This is a genomic window from uncultured Paracoccus sp., from assembly GCF_945915435.1.
Classification (GTDB): Bacteria; Pseudomonadota; Alphaproteobacteria; order Rhodobacterales; family Rhodobacteraceae; genus Paracoccus.
On record NZ_CAMEFG010000049.1, the window covers coordinates 1 to 16,661 of the forward strand.

The 16,661-nt window shown below is 67.0% G+C and carries 18 protein-coding genes and 1 pseudogene; 2 read left to right on the plus strand and 17 right to left on the minus strand.

Annotated elements, in window-relative coordinates; genetic code table 11:
• The 9 genes from Q0O97_RS14590 to Q0O97_RS14630 all read right to left on the minus strand — a co-directional run.
• Window positions 1–892, minus strand: an 892-nt coding sequence (locus Q0O97_RS14590) for a hypothetical protein (protein ID WP_294930839.1), incomplete at its 3' end; no start/stop codon positions are given.
• Between the two features lie 40 nt (window positions 893–932).
• The gene (locus Q0O97_RS14595; RefSeq protein WP_294930841.1) at window positions 933–2,681 is read right to left on the minus strand and encodes an ABC transporter permease subunit; all 1,749 of its coding nucleotides are present in this window, start codon (window positions 2,679–2,681) and stop codon (window positions 933–935) included.
• Complete coding sequence (locus Q0O97_RS14600) at window positions 2,681–4,168, minus strand: ABC transporter substrate-binding protein (protein WP_294930843.1); 1,488 nt, start codon at window positions 4,166–4,168, stop codon at window positions 2,681–2,683. Before Q0O97_RS14600 ends, Q0O97_RS14595 begins: the two co-directional genes overlap by 1 nt.
• 54 nt (window positions 4,169–4,222) lie before the next feature.
• Window positions 4,223–5,044 carry a dipeptide/oligopeptide/nickel ABC transporter ATP-binding protein gene (locus tag Q0O97_RS14605; protein ID WP_294930845.1) on the minus strand — a complete coding sequence of 274 codons (822 nt, stop codon included), beginning with the start codon at window positions 5,042–5,044 and terminating at the stop codon, window positions 4,223–4,225.
• A complete protein-coding gene (locus Q0O97_RS14610) occupies window positions 5,044–5,841 on the minus strand; it encodes an ABC transporter ATP-binding protein (protein ID WP_294930847.1) in 798 nt (265 codons plus the stop codon). Before Q0O97_RS14610 ends, Q0O97_RS14605 begins: the two co-directional genes overlap by 1 nt.
• A gap of 64 nt (window positions 5,842–5,905) precedes the next feature.
• A complete protein-coding gene (locus Q0O97_RS14615) occupies window positions 5,906–6,271 on the minus strand; it encodes a DUF6525 family protein (RefSeq protein WP_294930849.1) in 366 nt (121 codons plus the stop codon).
• On the minus strand, window positions 6,271–6,933 hold the full coding sequence (locus Q0O97_RS14620) for a DUF1826 domain-containing protein (protein ID WP_294930851.1): 663 nt from the start codon (window positions 6,931–6,933) through the stop codon (window positions 6,271–6,273). The genes Q0O97_RS14615 and Q0O97_RS14620 overlap by 1 nt, the downstream gene beginning before the upstream one ends.
• Window positions 6,934–7,009: 76 nt before the next feature.
• Window positions 7,010–8,233 carry a GTP-binding protein gene (locus tag Q0O97_RS14625; protein ID WP_294930853.1) on the minus strand — a complete coding sequence of 408 codons (1,224 nt, stop codon included), beginning with the start codon at window positions 8,231–8,233 and terminating at the stop codon, window positions 7,010–7,012.
• A 77-nt stretch (window positions 8,234–8,310) separates the two neighbouring features.
• Window positions 8,311–9,291 carry a helix-turn-helix domain-containing protein gene (locus Q0O97_RS14630; RefSeq protein ID WP_294930855.1) on the minus strand — a complete coding sequence of 327 codons (981 nt, stop codon included), beginning with the start codon at window positions 9,289–9,291 and terminating at the stop codon, window positions 8,311–8,313.
• Between the two features lie 126 nt (window positions 9,292–9,417).
• On the opposite strand from Q0O97_RS14630, the gene Q0O97_RS14635 reads away from it, so the two are divergent.
• Complete coding sequence (locus Q0O97_RS14635; RefSeq protein ID WP_294930857.1) at window positions 9,418–10,581, plus strand: S-(hydroxymethyl)glutathione dehydrogenase/class III alcohol dehydrogenase; 1,164 nt, start codon at window positions 9,418–9,420, stop codon at window positions 10,579–10,581.
• Window positions 10,582–10,622: 41 nt separating this feature from the next.
• Here the strand turns inward: Q0O97_RS14635 and Q0O97_RS14640 are convergent, their stop codons facing one another.
• From Q0O97_RS14640 to Q0O97_RS14650, 3 genes are all read right to left on the minus strand, one after another.
• Window positions 10,623–11,519, minus strand: coding sequence for a high frequency lysogenization protein HflD (locus Q0O97_RS14640; RefSeq protein WP_294930858.1), 897 nt, complete (start codon window positions 11,517–11,519; stop codon window positions 10,623–10,625).
• On the minus strand, window positions 11,507–12,166 hold the full coding sequence (locus tag Q0O97_RS14645; protein WP_294930860.1) for a DUF1007 family protein: 660 nt from the start codon (window positions 12,164–12,166) through the stop codon (window positions 11,507–11,509). Before Q0O97_RS14645 ends, Q0O97_RS14640 begins: the two co-directional genes overlap by 13 nt.
• Before the next feature lie 89 nt (window positions 12,167–12,255).
• Window positions 12,256–13,137: an alpha/beta hydrolase-fold protein gene (locus Q0O97_RS14650; protein WP_294930911.1), complete on the minus strand. Its 882-nt coding sequence runs from the start codon at window positions 13,135–13,137 to the stop codon at window positions 12,256–12,258.
• A gap of 238 nt (window positions 13,138–13,375) precedes the next feature.
• On the opposite strand from Q0O97_RS14650, the pseudogene Q0O97_RS14655 reads away from it, so the two are divergent.
• Window positions 13,376–13,617: pseudogene (locus Q0O97_RS14655) on the plus strand (ATP-binding cassette domain-containing protein); the annotation flags it as partial.
• Between the two features lie 32 nt (window positions 13,618–13,649).
• Here Q0O97_RS14655 and Q0O97_RS14660 read toward each other — a convergent pair.
• The 5 genes from Q0O97_RS14660 to Q0O97_RS14680 form a co-directional block, all read right to left on the minus strand.
• Window positions 13,650–14,318: a hypothetical protein gene (locus Q0O97_RS14660; RefSeq protein ID WP_294930862.1), complete on the minus strand. Its 669-nt coding sequence runs from the start codon at window positions 14,316–14,318 to the stop codon at window positions 13,650–13,652.
• A gap of 65 nt (window positions 14,319–14,383) precedes the next feature.
• Window positions 14,384–14,818: a Tox-REase-5 domain-containing protein gene (locus tag Q0O97_RS14665; RefSeq protein WP_294930864.1), complete on the minus strand. Its 435-nt coding sequence runs from the start codon at window positions 14,816–14,818 to the stop codon at window positions 14,384–14,386.
• Window positions 14,806–15,525 carry an Imm52 family immunity protein gene (locus tag Q0O97_RS14670; protein ID WP_294930866.1) on the minus strand — a complete coding sequence of 240 codons (720 nt, stop codon included), beginning with the start codon at window positions 15,523–15,525 and terminating at the stop codon, window positions 14,806–14,808. The genes Q0O97_RS14665 and Q0O97_RS14670 overlap by 13 nt, the downstream gene beginning before the upstream one ends.
• Window positions 15,515–15,946, minus strand: coding sequence for a Tox-REase-5 domain-containing protein (locus tag Q0O97_RS14675; protein ID WP_294930868.1), 432 nt, complete (start codon window positions 15,944–15,946; stop codon window positions 15,515–15,517). The genes Q0O97_RS14670 and Q0O97_RS14675 overlap by 11 nt, the downstream gene beginning before the upstream one ends.
• The gene (locus Q0O97_RS14680) at window positions 15,934–16,653 is read right to left on the minus strand and encodes an Imm52 family immunity protein (RefSeq protein WP_294930870.1); all 720 of its coding nucleotides are present in this window, start codon (window positions 16,651–16,653) and stop codon (window positions 15,934–15,936) included. The genes Q0O97_RS14675 and Q0O97_RS14680 overlap by 13 nt, the downstream gene beginning before the upstream one ends.
• Between the last annotated feature and the right edge of the window lie 8 nt (window positions 16,654–16,661).

Below are 16,661 nucleotides of genomic sequence, written 5' to 3' on the forward strand. Positions count from 1 at the left end.
AGGGGGCAACGCGGCTAGCCAGCCAATCCGGGCCGGGGTCAAGCAGATCCGCGACCCCTTCCGCCTTGCCGGGCCACAAATGCAGGAACAGGGCCGGTTCGATCAGCTCGACCTCGGTCACGGTGAACCCGCGTTCGGGCGACAGGCAGCCGTCCACCCGCGCATAGGCCGGGCTGGCAGGCAGGGCATCCAGCGCCGAACGCGCCGCCGCCAGCGTGACCGGGTCGGGCCGCGCCTTCCCGACCGCCGCGCCATATTGCGAGTTCGCCCGCCACTCGCCCGCCGCCGGGCGGCGAAGCACCGCATGGCTGAACGCGCCGCGAACATGGATCAGGCTGACCTCGCCCCGATCGCGCAGCGCGGGCAGGAAGGGCTGGAGGATATGCCGTCCGCCTGCCGGGTGGGGCCAGTCGCCGATCCGGTCGCGATCCAGCAGCGTGACGCCGTTGCCGCTTTGCCCGACGGCGGGTTTCAGGACCGCCCTGCCCCAGCCGCGATCCGCCATCATGGCCGCAAGCGCGGGGGCGGTGGGATCATCGATCATGACGGTCGGGGGCACCGCAACGCCCCGCCCGGCCAGATCGCGCAGATAGCCCTTGTCCATGTTCCACAGCATCAGGCCGGGCGGATTCGCAAAGCGCCCCCCGGCCCCGGCGATGCGCAGTATCCAGTCGCGGAACGCCTGCGGGGCGGCGGCGTAATCCCATGCGCAAAGCGGCAGGATCAGCCCGGCCGTGGAAAAGCGGTCCTCGTCCGGGTGCTGCCAGGGCAGGCAGGTCACGGCGATCCCGCGCGATTCGAAGGCCCGGACCAGCGGGGAAAGGCCCGGCCCGATTTCGGGCCAGACCGCGCAGGTCGCGATGGCGACGGATCGGGCTGTCGCTGCCGTCAAGGCTGTCTCCCTCGATCATCGGGCAGGGGCGAATGCCGCCTTAGCGCCTGCGCTCCAGATTGGCCAGCGACACGGCGAGGACGGCCAGCAAGACCAACGCCAGCGCCGGGATGAAGACGGCCCAGGGCGCGCGTTCCAGATAGGGCATCCCTTCGGCCAGCACGAGACCCCATTCCGGCGCCGGCGGGCGGGCGCCCAGTCCCAGGAAGCCAAGCGCGGCAAGCGCCAGCGCGATGCCGGGCAGGCGCAGCGTGGCATGGCGCAGCACCGGGCCGAAGACGGCGGGCAGGATATAGCGCAGCGCCAGCCGCAACGGCCCGACCCCCAGCAGCGGCGCCATCTGCACATGCGGCTGCGCGCGCGCCTGCGTGACCAGCGCCGCGACATGGGCGGCCAGCGGCGCCCAGCCCACCGCCAGCACCGCGATCATCGCCCCGCCCGCGCTTGGTCCCATCAGCGCCGCCACGATCAGCCCGGCGATGACCGGCGGCGTGGCCTTGGTGATCTCGATCGGCCCGGCCATCAGCCGCGGCGCGGTGCCCGCCACCAGCCCGATGCACAGCGCAAGGAAGGTCGTGACCACCGCCATCGAGATGGTCGAGACCGCCCCATGCGCCACCCGCGCAAGCACGTCGCGCCCCATCCCGTCGGCGCCAAGCGGCAGGGCAAGGCCGGGCGCCTCAAGCCGCATATGGGCCGAGGTGAAGGGATCGCGCGGCAGGCCCATCAGCACCAGCGCCGCAAGGGCGGCGAAGGCCAGCACCGGCACGATCAGCGCACGACGGGACCATGCGCTTTCCGGCATCGCCACCGGCAGGGCGCCCGCCCGCAGCGCCGGGCCAAGCAGGATCGCGCTGGTCACATTCGCAAGGCTGCCCAGGGCGACCGCGATCAGCAGCAGGATCATGATCCCGGTCTGAAGCGCCGGCAGGTCCTGCGCCGAGGCCGCCCCCAGCGTCGCGCGGCCAAGGCCGGGGATGGAAAACACCTGCTCGACGGCGACCGCGCCGCCGGTCAGGCCGATCATCACCATGCCCACCTGCGGCAGCAGCCCCGGCAGGGTCCGGCGGAACACCGCCAGCACGATCTTGGCGCGCGAAAACCCCGCCACGCTCCAAGTCGCGACCCAACGTTCGGAAAACGTCCCGGCCAGCGCGTCCGAGAACAGCCGCCCCAGCAGCCCGCCCGCCGGAATGCCCATCGCGACGGCGGGCAGGACGGCATCGGACCAGCGCGTCCAGCCATAGGGCGCGAACCAGCGCAGCCAGACCGCGAAGACCACCAGCAGCAGCGTCGCCAGCAGGAATTCCGGCAGCGCGGTGAAGGCGGCGGCGACGGCGCCCGACGATCGCCGCACCTGACCGCGCAGGCCCGAGCGCAGGACCGGCGCCACGATCGCCGCGACGATGGGGATCACCACCAGGATCGCGCAACCCATCAGGGTCAGCGACACGCCGGTCGCCTTCAGCATCCCCGGCAGGATCGGTGCGCCCGATATCCACGAGATCCCCGCATCGCCCTGCAACAGCCCGCCGAACCAGCCCAGAAGATAGCCGGCCGGCCCCTGGTCCAGCCCAAGCTGGGCGCGGATCGCGGCCAGCGCCTCGGGCGTGGCCTCCTGATCGCCGGACCGCGCGCGCAGGATCGACAGCGCGGGGTCGCGATCGGTCAGCCAGGGCAGCAGCCCGACCAGCACCAGCACCGCCAGCAGCGTGACGACACGCGACAGGGCCGGCAGGAAAGGCGCAAGCCTTGCCCCGCGCCGCGCCATGACGGTGCTGTCCGCCATCACTCGGCCCGGATATGGGTGCGGATGCCGACCAGTTCGCGTTCGCGCGGGTCGCGCACGGCATCGGCGACCCCGGCGGCCTCGCCCTGGATCACCCGTTCGTGCAGCATGGGCACGGCGGCATGGGTGGCAAGGATCGCCGCCTCGGCCTCGATGATGGCGCGCTGGCGTTTCTCGCCCGCCGGGGCCTCGGCGGCGCGTTGCAGGGCGGCATCCACGTCCTGATCGCAAAGCTGCGCGATGTTGAAGGAACCCGCGCAGGCGAAATCGCTGAACATATAGGCCACCGGATCGCCGGAATCGAGGACGGTCGCCCGCGACAGGATGAAGGCGTCGAAACGGCCCGCCAGCGCGTCTGCCTCGATATGGGCGTATTGGCGCACCTCCATGGTAACGTCGAACCCGGCCGCTGTCAGTTGCTGTTCCAGGAAGACCGCGACCTCGGGCAGTTCGGCGCGGTCGGTGAAGGTCGCCAGCGTGATCGCAGCCCCGCCCGCATCGCCCGGCTCGGGCGCGTCCACCGCACCGCGCAGCCCGTCCGCCCAGGGCAGCGCCGGACCAAGCAGCCCGCGCGCAACATCGGCCCGGCCCTCATAGACCATGCGCACGATGGTGTCGCGGTCGATGGCGGCGGCAGCGATGCGGCGCATTTCCGGGTCGGCGAAGGTGCCGGTTTCGGTGTTCAGGTAAAGCGTGTTGGTGCGCGGCATCGGCACCTCGTGGATCAGGTCCTGATCCAGAAGTGCTGCCTGCGAGACCGGGATCGCCTCGACGATATGGGCGGTATTCGTGCGCAAGGCGGCGGCGCGGGCGGTGCCGTCGGGCACATAATCGGCGTCGATCCCGGTGGCCAGCGCGGGCTCGCCCCAATAGCCGTCGAAGCGGTCCAGCCTGGCGCTGGTGGTGCCGTTGATTTCGCGCAGGACGAAGGGGCCGGTGCCGGCCTCGATGGGATTCACGCGGCCATCCTCGCCATAGGCGCGCTCGGCCAGGATCGCCAGTTGCGGGCTGGAGAGGCGGTTGGGGATCAGCGGATCGACATCGCGACTGCGCACCAGCACGGCGTCCTCGCCGTCTGCGGTGATCTCAAGCTCCACCCCGTCGAGGATACGCGGCTTCGGCGCGGCCTGCGTGGCGGCGGTCAGCGAGGCAACGACCCGTTCCGGCGTCAACTCGGTGCCGTCATGGAACGTGACGCCGTCGCGGATCACGAAGCGCCAGGTGTGGCCGTCCAGCTGTTCCCATTCGGTCGCAAGGAAGGGCTGCGGCAGCCCGTCCGGGTCCAGCCGGATCAGGGTTTCGGCCATGCTCCAGCGCGACAGCTTGAAGGCGTCGTCCGACAGCGGCGTCAGCCCCGAGCGCGGCGGTTGCAGCATCGCCAGCCGGATGCGGGCGCCGTCCTGCACCTGCTGTGCATGGCCGGGGGCCGCAGACAGCATCAGCGCGGCCAGAAGCGGCAGGACAAGGGGGGTTCGGCAGGTCGGCATCGGGTAAGCTCCGGTTGGGATTGTTCAGAAAGGACGCGGCGCGGCGCTTGGGGATCACGTCGCCCCTGCGGGCGGCATCAGGGGCCGGGCGGCATTCACCAATTCGCGCGTGCGGGGATGATGCGGATCGGCCAGCAGGTCCGCGCTGGGGCGGTCCTCGATGATCCGGCCCTCGTCCATCACCGCGACGCGGGTGCAAAGGCGCGCGGCGTCGAGGATGTCATGCGACACGATCAGCAGCCCGGTGCCGCGCGTGACCGACAATTCGCGCAGCACCTCGGCCACCTGCCTGCGGATCGGCAGGTCCAGCCCGCTCATCGGTTCGTCGGCCAGCAGGAAGGCCGGGCGCGTGGCGATGGCGCGGGCGATGGCGACGCGCTGCGCCTGCCCGCCCGACAACTCGCCCCGGCGGCGCGGCAGGAAGTCGCGGCCCAGGCCCACCAGTTCCAGCGCCTCAAGGATCCGGGCATCGTGGTCGCAATCGACGCCAAACCGGCGCAGCGGCTCGGCGATCTGCTGGCGCACGGTCATGCGCGGGTCCAGCGAGGCCGCGGGGTCCTGCGGGATGTATTGCACCGATTGCCGATACCAGCGCAGTTCCGCCATGCCCGCGGGCTGGACCGGGCGGCACTGGCAGAGGATATGGCCGCAATCGGGCTGCTCGATGGCCAGAAGCGAGCGCAGAAGCGTCGTCTTGCCCGAGCCCGAGGCCCCGACCAGCGCCACCCTTTCGCCGGGCCAAAGCGTGAAATCGACGCCGCGCAGCACCATGCGACGCTCGGCCCGGCGCCACAGGCCCGCCGGGACCGCAAAGCTGCGCTCAAGCCCGCTGACCGACAGGAAAGAGCCGTCCTGATTCATGGGAAGCGCGGACATCAGGCCACCTCGCGCGGAAGATGCAGGCCCTCGCAGGCGCAATCGACCAGGTCGCAGGTGAAGGGATGGCGGGGCCGGTTCAGGATGTCGCCGATGGGGCCGTCCTCGACGATGCGCCCCTCGGCCAGCACCAGCACCCGCTCGCAGACCCGCATGGCCGCCGACAGGTCATGCGTGACCAGCAGCAGGCCGGGGCTGTCGGGGGCGCTGGTCCTGGCCTTCAGCACGTCCAGCACCTGCGCCTGCGTCACCACGTCCAGCGCCGTCGTCGGCTCGTCGGCGACGATCAGCCCGGTTCGGCAGGCCAGCGCCAAAGCGATGCAGACCCGCTGGCGCTGGCCGCCCGAAACCTCGGCGGGGCTTGAGCGCAGGAAGGCATCCGTGCCGGGCAACCCGATGGAGACCAGCAATTCGCGCGCCTCGGCCCGCGCCGCCGCCGCGTTCAGCCCGCCATGCCGCCGCAAAGGTTCGGCAAGCTGCGCGCCGATCGAGACCAGCGGGTTCAGCGCCGATTGCGTATCCTGGAACACCATCGCCACCCGCGCATCCTCGGGCCGCTGCGGGACACGGATGTTCAGCACCTCATGCCCGTTCACCCGCACATGGCCGCTGCACCCTGCGCGCGGCGAGATCAGCCCCAGGATCGCCGCCGCCGTCATCGACTTGCCCGAACCCGAGGCGCCAAGCAGGCAGACCCGCTCGCCCCGCCTGATCGAGAAATCCAGCGGCCCGACGATCTCGCGCCGGCCAAAGGCGATCCGCAAACCCTCGACCTCAAGCATCGCCGATTCACTCATGGCCGCACATCCCAAACCCTTTTCATCAGGAAACCCCGGCCCTCAGCAAAACAACGTAATGGTATTACATGTCAATATGCTTGTTCCCACCTTGCGGGGAATTCGCCACCCATGCGCCCCTGCTTGCGGTCCCGGACGCGGGCCGAGCGACCGAACCCACCCGCCCGGCAGGCGGCGCCACGCCCCAGACCCCAGGCGCGTCGCGCATCAGCATCCGGGCCTCGATCATGTCCAGGCGCGCGCGGGCGGCCTCGGGGTCCTTGCCGGTCTCGTCCAGCAGCTTGCGCCACAAGCGCAACGCGGAAACCGGACTCCAGGGCAGCGCGGCCTGCGCAAGCCAGTGCCGCAATTCGGGGGGCAGGCGGTCGTATTGCGTGATCGGGCAAGACCTGCGGCGGCGGCGCAGCGAAGTGGCAAGGTTGCCGCGCATCAATGCAATCTCCGTCTCCTGTCGGCGGGCGGCTCGGCGGGGTCGAGGACCAGCAGCAGCCGCACATCCCCGCTGCCCGCGATGGGCGGGGAACGGTGCAGCAGCCGCGTGATCTCGTCGCCGGGCCATGACGATCCGCGCAGGATCGCGGCATCCGCGCTGCGCATCTCGCCTGTCCGCAGGACCTGGCCGTCTGCGTCCCCCGTCCCGAATTGCGTGCCCGGCCCACGATAGGTGCAAAGCAGCCGCGCGGACATCCGGTCGATATGGAACCGGCGGCAGGCATCGGTCGTCACGGCCTCAAGTCGGATGTGCATCAGCGGATTTCGCATGATCCGGGCGAAGATCAGCGCCAGCGCCCCGATGTCGCTGGCCAGCAGGTCGCGCATCGTCCCGGCGGGCAGCCCGGACAGGTCGCAGGCCGCATGGATACAGCCCTCGACCGCGCGGCAATCCACCAGGGCGCGCAGCGCGGGCAGTTGACCGGCGGGGATATCGTTCAACCATTCGGCAAGGGCATCCGGCAGGCTTCGCCGCCACAGAACGGCCGCCGCCCCCGGCTGCGTGATCCGTTGCAGGACCGCCGCGCTGTCGGATTCAAGGATGCCGCGCGCTTCGGCGATATCCGGGCCGCGGGTTTGCGAGGGTGCTGTTTGCGTCATGCGCCTGTTGTCCTTTGAACCGTATCGAACCTGCCACGGGGCGGCATGCGGCCATGCGCTCGTCCTTGCCCCATGCTCATGCAACCTGCCTTTGGCCCCATTTCGGGAAGGGGTCGGGCAGGTCCGCCCATGCCTCGGGCGTGAAGCCGTCGGCCATCACCAGCGCCGCGTCCAGCCGGGCAGAGATCGCGTCGCGGTCCATTTCCGCCCCGATAAAGACCAGTTCCTGCCGCCGGTCGCCCCAGGGTTCGACCCAGTTGCGGCGCATCTCGGCCAGCGCCTCGGGGTGGGCAGGCCAGCGTTCGCGCGGCACGCTTGCCCACCAGCCGCCCAGCGGACGCACGCTGGACATGGCCCCGGCAAGGCTGAACTCGACCGCCCAGTTCGGACGGCTGGCAAGCCAGAAATGGCCCTTGGCGCGGATCACGCCGGGCAGATCGCCGTTCAGGACGGCGTGGATCTTTTGCGGATCGAAGGGCCGACGGGCACGGTAGACGAAAGAGGAAATGCCGTATTCCTCGGTCTCTGGCACATGTTCCTCGAAACCGTATAGCTCCTTGGCCCACATCGGATGCATATGCGCGCGGTCGAAATCGAACAGGCCGGTGTCAAAGATCGCGCCCGCATCGACGCGGCTGAAATCGGTCTCGATCAGGCGGGCGTCGGGGTTCAGCGCACGGACGATCTTGCGGGCCTGATCCAGCCGCAGCGGCCCGGCTTCGGTCGACTTGTTCAGCACGATGACGTCGGCAAATTCCATCTGGTCGGTCAGCAGATCGACCAATGTGCGCTCATCCTGATCGCCAAGGCTCTCGCCCCGGTCGGCGATGAAATCGTGGCTGGAGAAGTCCTGCGTCAGATTCACCGCATCGACCACCGTCACCATCGTGTCCAGCCGCGCCACGTCCGAAAGGCTCTCGCCATCCGCATCGCGGAAATCGAAGGTGGCGGCCACGGGCAGAGGCTCGGCGATGCCGGTGCCCTCGATCAGCAGGTAGTCGAAACGCCCCTCGGCGGCCAGCCGCCGCACCTCGGTCAGCAGGTCGTCGCGCAGGGTGCAGCAGATGCAGCCGTTGGTCATCTCGACCAGCTTTTCCTCGGAGCGCGACAGTTCCGCCCCGTCGCGGACCAGATCGGCGTCGATGTTCACCTCGGACATGTCGTTGACGATGACCGCCACCCGGCGGCCCTCACGGTTGTTCAGGACATGGTTCAGAAGCGTCGTCTTGCCCGCCCCCAGAAAACCGGACAGGACGGTGACGGGCAGGCGCTTGTCGTCGCGCGGCTGGCTAGCGGGCATGGCATCCTCAATCTGTTATAGTATAACATATCTTTAATAGCCGGAATCTCCGGGACCTGCAATGCCGTTTTCCACGATCACACGCCCCGCGCCGTCCTGAAGCGTTCGCGGTAGTCCCGGGGCGTCAGCGAGAAGCGGCGCAGGAAGGCCTTGCGCAACTGCTGGTCCGAGGTGAAGCCGCAGCGGAAGGCCACCGTCTTCAGCGGCAAATCGCTGTCCAGCAGGAGCGCCTTGGCACGTTCGCAGCGCAGGCTTTCCAGATAGCTGGCCGGGGTCGTGCCCAGTTCGGCAGCGAACAGGCGGGTGAAGTTGCGCGTGCTCATCCCGGCGCGGGCGGCCATGTCGGGGATGCGCAGGGGCCGGTCCAGGTTGGCCAGCAGCCATGACCGGATGTCGCGCATCCCCGGCGGGCCGCTCATCTGGCCGGTCAGGGCAGCGCTGAACTGCGACTGCCCGCCGGGACGTTTCAGGTAAATGACCAGATCGCGCGCCACGGCCAGGGCCAGATCGCGGCCGAAATCCTGCTCGACGAAGGCCAGCGCCAGGTCGATCGCCGCCGTCACCCCGGCCGAGGTCCACAGGCTGCCGTCCTGCACGAAGATCGCGTCGGCATCCACGCGGACCTCGGGGAAGCGGCGCTGCAACAGATCCGCCACGCTCCAATGCGTCGCCGTCCGGCGATGGCCCAGCAGCCCCGCTGCCGCAAGGAAGAACGAGCCCGAACACAGCGCGGCAAAGCGTTCGGCCTGAAACGCCCGCCTGCGGCACCAGTCCACCAGCCCGCTTTCCCGCGCCAGCGCCGCCTGGATGTCCAGCGCGCCGGCCACCATGACCGTCGCCAGCGGGCCTTCGGGCAAAGGCCCGGCCTCCAGCGAGATCGGCGTATCCGAGGGCACCATGCCGGGCTCGGGCGCGGCCAGCACGATCTCGTAGCCGCGCGGATCGCCGCGCGCGGCCAGATGGCGGTTGGCATAGCTGAACACATTGACGGGGCCGACAGCCTCCATCGACTTGAAGCCGGGATAGATGACCATATGCACCCGGTGGCTGTCCCTCATGCCGCTTTCCCGCTTCCTGTCCGCATCCTTGTGAATCCTGTCCGAAATCGACCGGCCGGGCAGGTTCAACCGAGGCAGTTAACGTAATATTATTACATTTATAAAAGCAAGCCGAGGAGCATCCCCATGAAAACCCGCGCCGCCGTCGCCTGGGAACCCAACCGCCCGCTGGAGATCGAGGAAATCGACCTCGAAGGCCCCAAGGAGGGCGAGGTCCTGGTCCGCATCGTCACCACCAGCCTGTGCCATACCGACATGTTCACCCTTTCGGGCCGCGATCCCGAGGGGCTGTTTCCCGCCGTCCTCGGCCATGAGGGCGTCGGCGTGGTCGAGGAAATCGGGCGCGGCGTGACCTCAGTGCGCCCTGGCGACCATGTCATTCCCCTTTATACGCCCGAGGACCCGGATTGCCCCTATATCAAGTCGGGCAAGACCAACCTGTGCCAGACCATCCGCGAGACGCAGGGACGCGGCGTGATGCCCGACGGCACGTCACGTTTTTCCTACAAGGGCCGGATGATCCACCATTATATGGGCACCAGCACCTTCAGCGAATATACCGTCCTGCCGGAAATCGCGGTGGCGAAGATCGCGCGCGAGGCGCCGCTTGCCAAGGCCAGCGTGATGGGCTGCGCCATCCCGACCGGCATGGGCGCGGTGCGGAATACCGCCAAGGTGGAACCGGGCGCGACGGTTGCGGTCTTCGGCCTCGGCGCGGTCGGCATGGCGGTGATCCAGGGGGCGAAGATGGTGGGCGCAGGCCGCATCATCGGCATCGACACCAACCCCAACAAGTTCCCGCTGGCCCGCAGCCTGGGCGCGCATGATTGCATCGACCCCAGGGATTTCCCGCAGCCGATCCATCAGGTCGTCATCGACATGACCAATGGCGGCGTGGATTATTCCTTCGAATGCATCGGCAATGTGGGCGTCATGCGCTCGGCGCTGGAATGCTGCCACAAGGGCTGGGGCGAATGCACCGTGATCGGCGTCGCCGGCGCGGGCGAGGAAATCTCGACCCGTCCCTTCCAGCTTGTCACCGGGCGGGTCTGGCGCGGCTCGGCCTTCGGCGGGGTTCTGGGGCGCAGCCAGTTGCCCGGCATGGTGGACGAATGGCTGCGCGGCGATTTCGACGTCGATCCCTATATCACCCACAACATGACGCATGAGCAGATCAACACCGCGTTCGATCTGCTGCATGCGGGGGAATCGATCCGCTCGGTCATCCACTACCGGCCCGACGACACGATGCGGGTGAACGACCTGCCCGGAAAGATCGTCCCGGCCTGAACCCCGGCTGCCCTCGGATAGACCGGGGGCAGCGCCGGGGGTCACATCGGGGTCTGGATCAGCCGCAACAGGGTCGAGACCGCCAGAATTGCGACGATGCCGCCAAAGGCGATCTCGATCAGGCTGGCGAAAACCGCCGCGCGCCCCAGCCCCGGCAGCGAAAGATACACCCCCTTGCGTAAGGCGACGGCCAGGATCGCGGCAAGGCCCGTCACCATCATCGTGCCGATTCCCATGACATAGGCACCCGCGATGCCGATCATGTCCAGATCCAGCCGCCAGGTCAGGATCAGCAGGAACAGCGCGCCCGTGCAGGGCCGCAGCGCCACCCCGGCCACAAGCGCGGCGGTTTCGCGCCAGGACCGCGCCGCCATTACCCGGTCCGCATCCGGCATATGGGCATGGCCGCAGCCGCAGGTTTCAGAATGGGCATGGCCATGCGCGTGGCGGCGCGGGGCCAGCCTGCGCAACCCGCGCCAGATCAGGAACATCCCCAAGAGCGCGATCGCCCCCGCCGAGAACGGCTCCAACCCCGCCGAGGCGCCCTCGACCCGTTCGCGCGCGCCGCCGAAAAGCCAGACGCCCGCATAGACCAGCACCACCGCCACCGTCGCCTGCGCAAGGCTGGTGATGGCCGCCAGCCCGGCCATGCGCCTCATCGGCAGGCCGCTCGCCATCCCGTAGGCCCCGATCAGCGCCTTGCCGTGGCCCGGTCCCAGGGCGTGAAGGAAGCCATAGGCGAAACAGATCCCCAGAAAGGCGCTGACCGCCCCCGTCTCGCCGCCCCGCAGGGCACGCAAGGCGCGGGCCAGCGCGTTCTGATAATCGCGCTGCCAGCCCAGGGCCATCCGGGCAAGGCGGTCGTCCAGCCCGGTCCACAGGATCAGGCCCGCCGCCACCACCAGCGCAAGCAGGGTGATCACGATCAGCTTGCGCATTCCAGCCTCATGTGGTCGGCGAAGGCGCCGCCGACTTCGGGGTATTTGCCTTCTTCCATGATCTCGTCATTGGTCAGTTTTTCCAGCGCATCGCCATACATCCGCTGAGCGGCGGCGATGTCGGCCTTGTCGATCTGGAAACGGCAGCCCTTCCTTCCGTCGATCCGGGGCGTGCCGTCCAGTTCATAAAACGTGTAATAGGTCGGATCGTAGACCTGTGCCTCGATCCGCCCGCCCTCGGGACCGATGCGGTCCGGCAGGGTGCGGATATGGGTGACGATCAGGCGGCCACCGTCATAGCGCACGGCGGTTTCCAGCGGTCCCGACAGCCGGACGGGTTCGCCGTCATGGGTGATGTAAAGATCGCCCGCGAAATCATGGGGCCAGTCGCCGAACATGGCGGCAAGGCGGGCGATCTCATCTCCGGTCAGCATGTCGTCGCCATCGGGGTCCATCTCCATGTCCTCGATCATCAGCATCGAGGAAAAATCGTCGAAGGCCCAGACCACCTCCACCGCCGCGAGCCTGCCCGCCTCATCGAAGCGAAAGGTCAGCGCGGTGTCGATGAAGACATGCGGATGCGCCTCGGCCCGCCACGGTTGGAGGATCGAAAGCAGGGACAGAAGAACAAACCCGAAGCGGCGCATGGGTCCCGCTTTACGCTGCGGGCGTGGCGGGGACAAATCACAAAACCCGCAAGGCGCCGCCGGCTTGCCGGCCTGCGCAGGGGGAACGCCTAATCCCGCCCCGCCGCCAGCGCCATCGCCTGCGGGAAGGTGGCGGCAAAGGTTTCGCCATGTCCCAGCCCCTTCAGCACGGTCAGTTGCACGTCCAGATCCGTGCGCCGTCCAAGCAGTTCCGCCAGCGCAAGGGTCTGGGGCGAGGGCCGGGGACCGTCCGGCGGCGCACTGCCGCGCCGGTGTTCGCTGTCGCCCAGCAGGATCCGCAGGGGCGCGGTCCGGCCGGGCGGCAGATGCGGGGCGGTGGCCGCCATCCGGTGCAGAACACCGCCGCCGAAGCTGCTCGACGGGCTGGCGGCGACCCAGCCCGCGAAGGCCAGCGGCTGGGACAACAGGCAATGCAGGGTGAAAAGCCCGCCGTAGGAATGCCCCCAAAGAACCCGCCGCGCCGGGTCCAGCGGCGCGCGTTCCCCGACGGCGCGCCGCAACGGTCCGGTCAGCCGGGCGCGAAAGGCGTCGGCGCCGCCGGTGGGGCGCCCGCGCGCGGTTTCGGTGTCGGGGACCGCGCTGGCCGGGGTGTAATCCAGCGCCCGCGCGGTGGTGTCGAAGCGTTCATCGACCGGGTAGCCGATGCCGATGACGGCCAGCCCGGCATGGCGGCGCAGATCGCCCGCCCCCAGCCGGTCGAAGGCCGCATTCCCGTCCAGCATCCACAGCGACGGCCAACCTTCAGCCGAAGGCGCGCCGGTCGGAATCGCCATGAACATCCGATACCCCTGCCCCTCGACCGTCATGTCGAAGCGCGTCAGCGCATGGGTATCGGGCGGGTCGTCGAAAAGCGGGTATCGGGCCGGCCCGCCGGAACGGTCCTGCGCGGCAAGGGGCGGCGCCAGACAGGCGGCGGATAGCGCGGCCAGCAGGGCACGGCGGGTCAGCATTGCCAAAGCGATGGTCCTTGGATCGGGGTCTGGCTGGCGAAAGCTGGCGGCAGGGTCGCAAGGGAAATACCGCCGCCGGGACGGTGAAGGCAAGGACCCATCGCCGAAACCCGGATGGTTTGCGCTGGGTCAATACCGCCCTCGCGGTCCGGCCCTATCCTTGCGGGCAAGGAAGCGGCATCGGCGCATGCTGCGAAAAGCGCGCGGCCGTGCTACCCATTGCCGTGGACCCGCCCAGCCGGGCGAGGCGCTTGGGATAGCCGGGCTGCCTGCCGACCGGCACGACCATTTCCCCGCACAGCTTTCGGGCGGCGAACAGCAGCGCGTGGCCATCGCCCGCGCCATCGCCAAGAAGTCCGAGGTGCTTTTATGCGACGAACCAACCGCGCGCCGGATTCCAGGACCGGCACCCGCGTGCTTGAGGCGCTGGCAGCGGTCAACCGCGACCTGGGCACGACCGTCCTGGTCATCACGCATAACGTGGTGGTGGGGCGGATGGCGGAGCCACATGCCTACTGCCCCCAATCGCCCCGTTGCAGTTCAAGACTGGTGGGCAGAACGCCCAACAGGTTGAGACGGATTTCGACCTCTTGCGCGCGTTCGATGGCTTCGCGGGAATAATCCGGGTTCGCTTCCCATGCCTGCCAGTATTGCGATTGCGTCGCGATCAGGGTGCCGCCATGCATCGGCTGCACGATTTCGGCCTCGGGCACGTCCGAGGGGTTCAGCGCGAACGGCACCCAGCCGATCCAGCGGATGCCCGCGCGGGAACGATCCAGCGGGTGATGGTCGCGCATGTAAACGCCCGGTCCGAAGGCCAGATAAACGCCCGGTCCGAAGGCCAGATGCTGCGGGCGCTTCCACGCAACGATGGCGTCGATCAGACCGACATAAAGCTGGAACGGCGTGCCATATTGCGGGTGGGACCAGCGGATATCACCTGTCAGGTGATCCGGAGCCCAGTCGTTCCAGCGATACTTGAGAGTATACAATATTTTATCGCTGTGCTCTCCGGCCCAGATACTAAAAAGTTCCGTCTTTCTTGCGTTGTTTTTACGAAACACTGCAAGATAGGCATCGCGATTATCCCAGACACTATAAATGGCCCCTTGCTCTTCTAATTGCACGACCCAGTCCACGTCGAAGCCACGCGTCTGACGTAACTGCGCAAGAAGCGCCAAGTAGTCCGCAGAACCATCCTCGAATCCGTAATTCTGGGGGGGGCAGCTTCACATTTAGCGCCAAGTCAATTCGCATCGCCAATAGCTCCTCTATCGAAGGGGCGAACCTCGACCTCAATCGGAGGAACCCATTCGTTCTCTAAGAAAAGCCCGTATACATACAGCTTGGTTGTCATGCTGCTGAATACCCATGTCAGCCGGACTTTCGGGTAGTGGGGCGCAACCACAGCCTTTTGTCGGCGCGCCTGAGCAACCATGTCTTCGAAGAGGGTGCTTTCCGAAAGCACAAACCAGTCTTGCAATTCTGGCCCGCCACTTGGACTCCAGTCATCCTGCTTCAAGAATCCGTCATAGCCGTGCTTGGCCTCGAACAGATGGCATTCTGCGGGATGCAGCCCGTCAAAACTCACCCCGAACCAGTTCCATTCCCAGATCCGCCCGCCTGGCGGATCATAGGCATGCCACGGACAGACCCAGTGCTGGTATATTACTGCCCCCAATCGCCCCGTTGCAGTTCAAGACTGGTGGGCAGAACGCCCAACAGGTTGAGACGGATTTCGACCTCTTGCGCGCGTTCGATGGCTTCGCGGGAATAATCCGGGTTCGCTTCCCATGCCTGCCAGTATTGCGATTGCGTCGCGATCAGGGTGCCGCCATGCATCGGCTGCACGATTTCGGCCTCGGGCACGTCCGAGGGGTTCAGCGCGAACGGCACCCAGCCGATCCAGCGGATGCCCGCGCGGGAACGATCCAGCGGGTGATGGTCGCGCATGTAAACGCCCGGTCCGAAGGCCAGATGCTGCGGGCGCTTCCACGCAACGATGGCGTCGATCAGGCCGACATAAAGCTGAAACTGCGTGCCATATTGCGGATGAGGGCGGTAAACTTCGCCGGACAGGTGATCCAGAGACCAGCCGTTCCAGCGATACGTAAAGACATACAACATCTCATCGCTGGATTCTGGGGCCCAGAGGCTGAAGCGATCTTCCTTTTCGGCGTTGTTTTTCCTGAATATTTCAAGATAATCGTTCCGGTTATGCCAGATACTGTAAAGCGCCCCATCCCGCTCTGGCTGCATCGCCCAATCTACGTCGAAACCGCGCACCCCGCGCAACTGGGTCAGCAGCGCGATGAAGTCAGCCGCACCTTCCTCAAAACCGTAATTCTGGGGGGGCAAATCTACATCCAATGCCAGATCAATCCGCATCGCTAGTTCCTTGATTGAAGGGCCGAACTTCGGTCTCGATAATCGGAACCCACCTGCTACGCATGAAAATCTCATACAGATAGAGCTTGGTTGTCATGCTGCTGAACACCCATGTCAGCCGGACCTTCGGGTAATGGGGCGCAACAAGAGCGTGCTGCCGATCTGCTTGATCAATCATGTCTGCAAAAGCTGTACTTCCAGAGCGCACAAACCAGTCTTGCAACTCCGGCCTACCGCTCGGCGACCAATCATCCTGCTTCAGAAATCCATCATATCCATGCTTGGTTTCGAACAGATGGCATTCTGCGGGATGCAGCCCGTCAAAACTCACCCCGAACCAGTTCCATTCCCAGATCCGCCCGCCTGGCGGATCATAGGCATGCCACGGACAGACCCAATGCTGGTATATTACTGCCCCCAATCGCCCCGTTCCAGTTCAAGACTGGTGGGCAGAACGCCCAACAGGTTGAGACGGATTTCGACCTCTTGCGCGCGTTCGATGGCTTCGCGGGAATAATCCGGGTTGGCTTCCCATGCCTGCCAGTATTGCGATTGCGTCGCGATCAGGGTCCCGCCATGCATCGGTTGCACGTTCTCGGCCTCGGGCACATCGGACGGATTCAGGGCGAAGGGAATCCAGCCGATCCAGCGGATGCCCACGCGGGAACGATCAAGCGGGTGCTGGTCGCGAAAATAAACGAACGGCCCGAAAGCCAGATGCTGCGGACGTTTCCAGGCGACGATAGCGTCGATCAGGCCGACATAAAGCTGGAACTGGGTGCCGTATTGTGGGTGCGGGCGGTAGATCTCGCCGGACAGGTGATCCGGTGACCAGTCGTGCCAGCGATATGTCAAATCATACAGCACCTCATCACTGGCTTCCGGGGCCTTGATGCTGAAGAGGTCAGTCTCTCCCGCGTTGTTTTCCCGGAATATTTCAAGATAGGCGTCTCGGTCGCTCCAGATACTGATCAGCGGCCCATCCCGCTCTGGCTGCACCGCCCAATCTACATTGAACCCGCGCACCCGGCGCAACTGTGTCAACAGCGCGATGAAATCTGCGGCACCTTCCTCGAAGCCGTAATTCTGGAGTGGCAGCTTTACACTTAGCGCAAGATCAGTTCTCATTGCCATCT

Bases quoted from the DNA above. Each gene is read 5' to 3' on its own strand.
- Q0O97_RS14595 (WP_294930841.1), bottom strand. From the start codon at position 2,681: ATGGCGGACAGCACCGTCATGGCGCGGCGCGGGGCAAGGCTTGCGCCT.
- Q0O97_RS14600 (WP_294930843.1), bottom strand. From the start codon at position 4,168: ATGCCGACCTGCCGAACCCCCCTTGTCCTGCCGCTTCTGGCCGCGCTG.
- Q0O97_RS14605 (WP_294930845.1), bottom strand. From the start codon at position 5,044: ATGTCCGCGCTTCCCATGAATCAGGACGGCTCTTTCCTGTCGGTCAGC.
- Q0O97_RS14610 (WP_294930847.1), bottom strand. From the start codon at position 5,841: ATGAGTGAATCGGCGATGCTTGAGGTCGAGGGTTTGCGGATCGCCTTT.
- Q0O97_RS14615 (WP_294930849.1), bottom strand. From the start codon at position 6,271: ATGCGCGGCAACCTTGCCACTTCGCTGCGCCGCCGCCGCAGGTCTTGC.
- Q0O97_RS14620 (WP_294930851.1), bottom strand. From the start codon at position 6,933: ATGACGCAAACAGCACCCTCGCAAACCCGCGGCCCGGATATCGCCGAA.
- Q0O97_RS14625 (WP_294930853.1), bottom strand. From the start codon at position 8,233: ATGCCCGCTAGCCAGCCGCGCGACGACAAGCGCCTGCCCGTCACCGTC.
- Q0O97_RS14630 (WP_294930855.1), bottom strand. From the start codon at position 9,291: ATGAGGGACAGCCACCGGGTGCATATGGTCATCTATCCCGGCTTCAAG.
- Q0O97_RS14635 (WP_294930857.1), top strand. From the start codon at position 9,418: ATGAAAACCCGCGCCGCCGTCGCCTGGGAACCCAACCGCCCGCTGGAG.
- Q0O97_RS14640 (WP_294930858.1), bottom strand. From the start codon at position 11,519: ATGCGCAAGCTGATCGTGATCACCCTGCTTGCGCTGGTGGTGGCGGCG.
- Q0O97_RS14645 (WP_294930860.1), bottom strand. From the start codon at position 12,166: ATGCGCCGCTTCGGGTTTGTTCTTCTGTCCCTGCTTTCGATCCTCCAA.
- Q0O97_RS14650 (WP_294930911.1), bottom strand. From the start codon at position 13,137: ATGCTGACCCGCCGTGCCCTGCTGGCCGCGCTATCCGCCGCCTGTCTG.
- Q0O97_RS14670 (WP_294930866.1), bottom strand. From the start codon at position 15,525: ATGCGGATTGATCTGGCATTGGATGTAGATTTGCCCCCCCAGAATTAC.
- Q0O97_RS14680 (WP_294930870.1), bottom strand. From the start codon at position 16,653: ATGAGAACTGATCTTGCGCTAAGTGTAAAGCTGCCACTCCAGAATTAC.